General features: G+C 42.8%; 5 protein-coding genes. 4 read left to right on the top strand and 1 reads right to left on the bottom strand.

Annotated features, from left to right (window positions below; all coding sequences use genetic code 11):
- Positions 1–249: 249 nt before the first annotated feature.
- A complete protein-coding gene (locus FTT63_RS14785; protein WP_180192449.1) occupies positions 250–1,182 on the bottom strand; it encodes an IS5-like element ISAba12 family transposase in 933 nt (310 codons plus the stop codon).
- A gap of 393 nt (positions 1,183–1,575) precedes the next feature.
- Here FTT63_RS14785 and FTT63_RS14780 point away from each other — a divergent pair, with 393 nt between their 5' ends.
- From FTT63_RS14780 to FTT63_RS14765, 4 genes are all read left to right on the top strand, one after another.
- Positions 1,576–2,934, top strand: coding sequence for an NAD(P)-binding domain-containing protein (locus FTT63_RS14780; RefSeq protein ID WP_005177227.1), 1,359 nt, complete (start codon positions 1,576–1,578; stop codon positions 2,932–2,934).
- 72 nt (positions 2,935–3,006) lie between these two features.
- Positions 3,007–3,411, top strand: a complete 405-nt coding sequence (locus tag FTT63_RS15845) for an IS66 family insertion sequence element accessory protein TnpB (RefSeq protein ID WP_227554656.1) — start codon at positions 3,007–3,009, stop codon at positions 3,409–3,411.
- Entirely contained in the window at positions 3,408–3,674 is a 267-nt protein-coding gene (gene tnpB / locus FTT63_RS14770) for an IS66 family insertion sequence element accessory protein TnpB (RefSeq protein WP_180192448.1), read from the top strand. The genes FTT63_RS15845 and tnpB overlap by 4 nt, the downstream gene beginning before the upstream one ends.
- Before the next feature lie 143 nt (positions 3,675–3,817).
- The coding region (locus tag FTT63_RS14765; RefSeq protein ID WP_180192447.1) for a transposase at positions 3,818–4,928 on the top strand (1,111 nt) is incomplete at its 3' end.

The raw sequence follows: 4,928 nt of genomic DNA, 5'->3' as shown, positions 1-4,928 counted from the left end.
TTAAGTTCTTTATCCGACATAGACACCAACATATCAAACCGTCCGCTAAGGAAATTGCAAAAGTGCATATTCTAAAAGCGGACATTTTTACTTTGGAGAAACCGGACATTTCTATTTTGGAGTTACAGCTATATTTCGTATAATGTATATTATGTTAAATAACATCTCTACGACAGCACCCTAATTTAGTTGCGTTAGGCTTTGTTGCACAAAGATTTGAAATGCAAAGCGCCCCTAATTGAGCCAAATTTAAGGCGTAACTTGGGTAAGTGGGCGACCTAATTCCGTAAATCTGTTAAGGACTGCTACACGTGCATGGATCTCATTCACTTGGCTATCAAAACTCCTTGCACTGAGTTTATCTCCTAATAATTTGATGCAATGCATCTTAGTTTCAACCAAACTTCGCCGATGATAGCCTGACCATTTTTTCCATAGTATCCTACCTAAACGTTTAATTGCTTGAAGTAATTCATTTCGCTCTAGCGAGCTACTCTTTGTATCTTTCCATGGTTTCGCATTTTTTCTAGGTGGAATCACCGCATGCGCTTGCCGATCTGCAATGACCTGACGGCATTGCTTGGTGTCATAAGCTCCATCGGTATAAACAGAGTTAATCTGCTCATCTTGTGGAATCTGATTAAGTAAATCACCAAGCACCTGTGAATCACTGACATTATTGGTTGTAAGCTGAACTGCTCGTATTTGTAGGGTTTTAGCATCTATACCAATATGAAGTTTACGCCATTGGCGACGATATTCAGGTCCATGTTTCTTGCGTTTCCATTCGCCCTCACCTAGAAACTTCATGCCTGTAGAGTCCATGAGTAGATGCAGCCCATCACTACTTTTTTGGTAGCTGATTACAATATCAATATGCTTTTGTCTTCTACAAAGCGTGGTGTAATCTGGAGCTATCCAATTTAATCCGCAAAGTTTAATCAGACTTTGCACAAAGCCAGTGACCATACGTAAAGACAGACGGAATAAGGATTTAATCATTAAGCAGCATTGGATGGCTGCGTCGGAGTAGGTTTGATTTCGCCCTTGTTTGCCTTTTGATGGCGCATACCATTGCGTAGCAGGATCAAACCAAATGGCAATATTTCCGCGACTCATGAGTGCTCGGTTATATGCGGGCCAATTGGTTGTGCGGTAGATTTTGTGTGTAGGCTTCTTCATTTGAAAATTATATCGCTGAAAAACCCTTTACAGATAGGTTTGTGCAACAAAGCCTGTTGCACTTGCCGCTTGAATCCGCCAATATTAATGGAATGACTTTAAATTCACTTTTATAACTAAGCAAATCCACAATTAATCAGAAATTATGATAAGATCAGCTTTCTTAAAAAATGTGTTTTTTATAAAGATGAATTGCTTAGGTAATTTTTACTGTCTTTAGCACATTTTATTATTTTTTCTTTTTTTTAATTCACATCCTATTTTGAACAGATTTTTAATCGCTCAATTTAGGATTGTATTTGCTTATCTTTATAATGCTTATATTTCAAATCCTAAATTGTGACACTCAAAATTGGAGAGGTAATTAAGAACTCAAAACTAATGGAGATAGCAATGGATCGAATTGCAATTATTGGTGCTGGCCCAAGTGGCATGGCCCAATTAAGAGCGTTTCAGTCAGCAAAGGCCAAAGGTCTACAAGTTCCTGAAATTGTATGTTTCGAAAAACAAAATGATTGGGGCGGGCTATGGAACTATACTTGGCGCACTGGTATAGATGAACATGGGGAACCTGTCCACGGCAGTATGTACCGCTATTTATGGTCAAATGGCCCCAAAGAAGCGCTAGAATTTGCCGATTATACTTTTGATGAACATTTCAAAAAACCAATCGCTTCATATCCGCCACGTGCAGTACTGTGGGATTACATCAAAGGCCGTGCAGAAAAAGCACAGGTCAAAGATTTAGTCCGTTTCAATAGTGCCGTTCAGCATATTGCCTATGATGAAACAACGCAAAAATTCACGGTAGATGTCGAAGATTATGCACAACAACAGCACTATTCAGAACAATTTGATTATGTTGTCGTTGCATCTGGACACTTCTCTACCCCACGTGTTCCTGTTTATGAAGGCTTTGATCAATTCCATGGTCGCATTTTGCACGCACACGACTTCCGTGATGCGCTGGAATTTAAAGGTAAGTCTGTGTTATTGGTTGGCAGCAGCTACTCTGCCGAAGACATTGGTTCACAATGTTATAAATACGGTGCTAAGCAAATTTACAGTTGCTATCGCAGTAAAGCCATGGGTTTTAAATGGCCTAAAAACTGGTCTGAAAAGCCACAATTACTGCGTGTAGATGAAAATACTGCTTATTTTGGTGATGGAACATCTGCCAAAATTGATGCCATTATTTTATGCACAGGCTATTTGCACCACTTCCCATTTATTGAAGATAACCTACGCCTCAGAACACATAACTGCCTTTATCCGCAGGGTTTATATCAGGGTGTGGTGTGGGAAAAGAATCCTCGCTTGTTCTACTTGGGCATGCAAGATCAATGGTACACCTTCAATATGTTCGATGCGCAAGCATGGTTTGTCCGTGATGTGATTTTGGGCAAAATTACTTTACCAAGCACGGCAGAAATGCAGAGCCATACGCAGACCTTACATGAAAAAGAGCAGCGCCTATTGAACGATGAACAATCTGCCCGCTTCCAAGGCGATTACATCAAACGCCTGATTGCGCAGACGGACTATCCATCATTCAATATTGATGCAGTGCATGATATTTTCATGCAATGGAAAAAGCATAAAAAAGAAAACATTATGGGCTTTAGAGATAAAGTCTATCGCTCAGTAATGACTGGAAAAATGGCTAAGCCACATCACACGCCATGGTTATATGCGCTAGATGATTCTTTAGAAAGCTATTTGGAAGATGAAGCGCAGCGTGAAGCGATGTAAGGCTTAATCACAAAAAGCCACACAATACGCAGCAAAATAGCCAACAAGCCCCATAAGTTATGGTCATGGGGTTTGTTGTTTGGACTGCCACCACTCTCCGAGATAAATAAGGCCGTACAGCCTTTACGACGTAACAACCCTGATGAACATGAACCTCTCGAAGCAAAGAAAGAAATCCTTTGCCTTAAAGCACCGAACGTTTCAATTGCTTCGGTCGCTTTGCAACATGGATTGAATACAAATCTTGTATCCAAATGGATTCGCTTAATTGATGGTAAGCCAGGGAATGATCGCTCACCACTACCGAATAAACCTGCATTTATTGCCTTATCTTGCTCTGCACCATTAGATCCTACTCCTACTGACATGTTAACGGTTCAAATTACTTTACCCCACTCAAAAGCAGAAATTGGCTTGAAATGGCAAGTATCAGAAATATCTGCTTTAGCAGAATTACTCAAGGCACTTGCAACATGATCCATATCGATGAAATCTGGCTCTCTACCCAGCCGATGGACATGCGTGCGGGTATGGATACTGCCATGGCTCAGGTGCTGAGAGCCTTTGGCTCGATCAAACCGCATTGCGCCTACCTGTTCTGTAATAAGCGTGGCTATCGCATGAAAGTGCTGGTGCATGATGGATTGGGCATCTGGCTGTGTGCCCGGCGGCTGGAACAGGGAAAATTCCACTGGGCTAAAGTTCACCAGGGTGAAAACGTAGCCCTCAGCCCAGAGTAGTTGCAGGCACTGATCCAGGGTTTACCCTGGCAGAGAATTGGACGACAGCAGGTGGTGACGATGCTCTAAACCAGGCTCGTACATTCTGCTATTCTCCAAACGTTCTATTTCATTCTCTTCATGACCTCAGGCATACTGCGGTCATGAAAACGCTGCCTGATTTAAACCAACTGACCCATGAGCAACTGCTGGAATTTACCCGGCAATTAGATGGCAAAGTTCAACATCTGGAAGCATGCAACCAACATCTCTCTATTCTCACTCAAAAATACGAGCATGAACTGGCGCTGTTTAAACAGCACAAATTCGGCAATAAAAATGAACATCTCACCGCAAAACAAATCCATCTCTGGGATGAGGCGGTTGAAGAAGATATCGCAGCGGTTGATCTGGAACTGGAACGGCTGAATGCAGATAAAACCGATGCAGCAACACAGAAAGCCACAGTCAACAAACCTAAACGTCGACTGCTGCCAGATCATCTACACACCATCCGTATTGAGCATGAACCTGCATCAACCCAATGCAGTTGTGGCTGCCAGTTACGTCGTATCGGCGAAGATATTAGTGAAAAACTGAATTTCAGACCGGCACAGTTCTATAAGGAACAGCATGTGCGTGGCAAATGGGTCTGTGATCAGTGCGACACCCTGACTCAGCAAGCGATGCCCGCCTATGTGATTGATAAAGGCATTGCTTCACCTGAACTGCTTAGCCATGTACTGGTTTCCAAATACGCTGATCATTTACCCCTGTACCGTCAGCGCCTGATCTATCAGCGGGCGGGTATTGATCTTTCCAGATCAACGTTATCTGACTGGATTGGCCGCTGCGGGGTGGAACTGGAACCTCTGGCCAATGCCACGACACAGTACAATCCAATTCAGGCGGTGATCTATGACTTTCAGGATAGTCGTTCAGGTCAACATGCTGAAGAGTTCCTGAAAGACTGGCAGGGTCATCTGGTCTGTGATGATTACAGTGGTTATAAAGCACGCTTTAAATCAGGCCGGGTCATTGAAGTGGGCTGCATTGCACATGCACGTCGTAAATTCCATGAGCTACATGTGACCGGGAAAAGTCAGATCGCTGAACAGGCTTTGTTCTTGATTCAGAAACTGTATGCTATAGAAGCAGAACTCAGGAAAAAGACCGATGGTACAGCAGAACAGCGCCGCGAATACCGACAACAGCATAGTCAACCGGTGATGCAACAACTGTATGAATGGCTCAACCAACATCAACTGACTGTGC

The organism is Acinetobacter sp. C15, assembly GCF_013420645.1.
Classification (GTDB): Bacteria; Pseudomonadota; Gammaproteobacteria; order Pseudomonadales; family Moraxellaceae; genus Acinetobacter; species Acinetobacter indicus.
Note: the sequence above shows the minus strand (reverse complement) of the source record. Positions and strands in the feature narration are given on the sequence as shown.

Coding starts and splice junctions, on each gene's coding strand:
- tnpB (WP_180192448.1), top strand. CDS start 3,408: ATGATCCATATCGATGAAATCTGGCTCTCTACCCAGCCGATGGACATG.
- FTT63_RS14785 (WP_180192449.1), bottom strand. CDS start 1,182: ATGAAGAAGCCTACACACAAAATCTACCGCACAACCAATTGGCCCGCA.
- FTT63_RS14780 (WP_005177227.1), top strand. CDS start 1,576: ATGGATCGAATTGCAATTATTGGTGCTGGCCCAAGTGGCATGGCCCAA.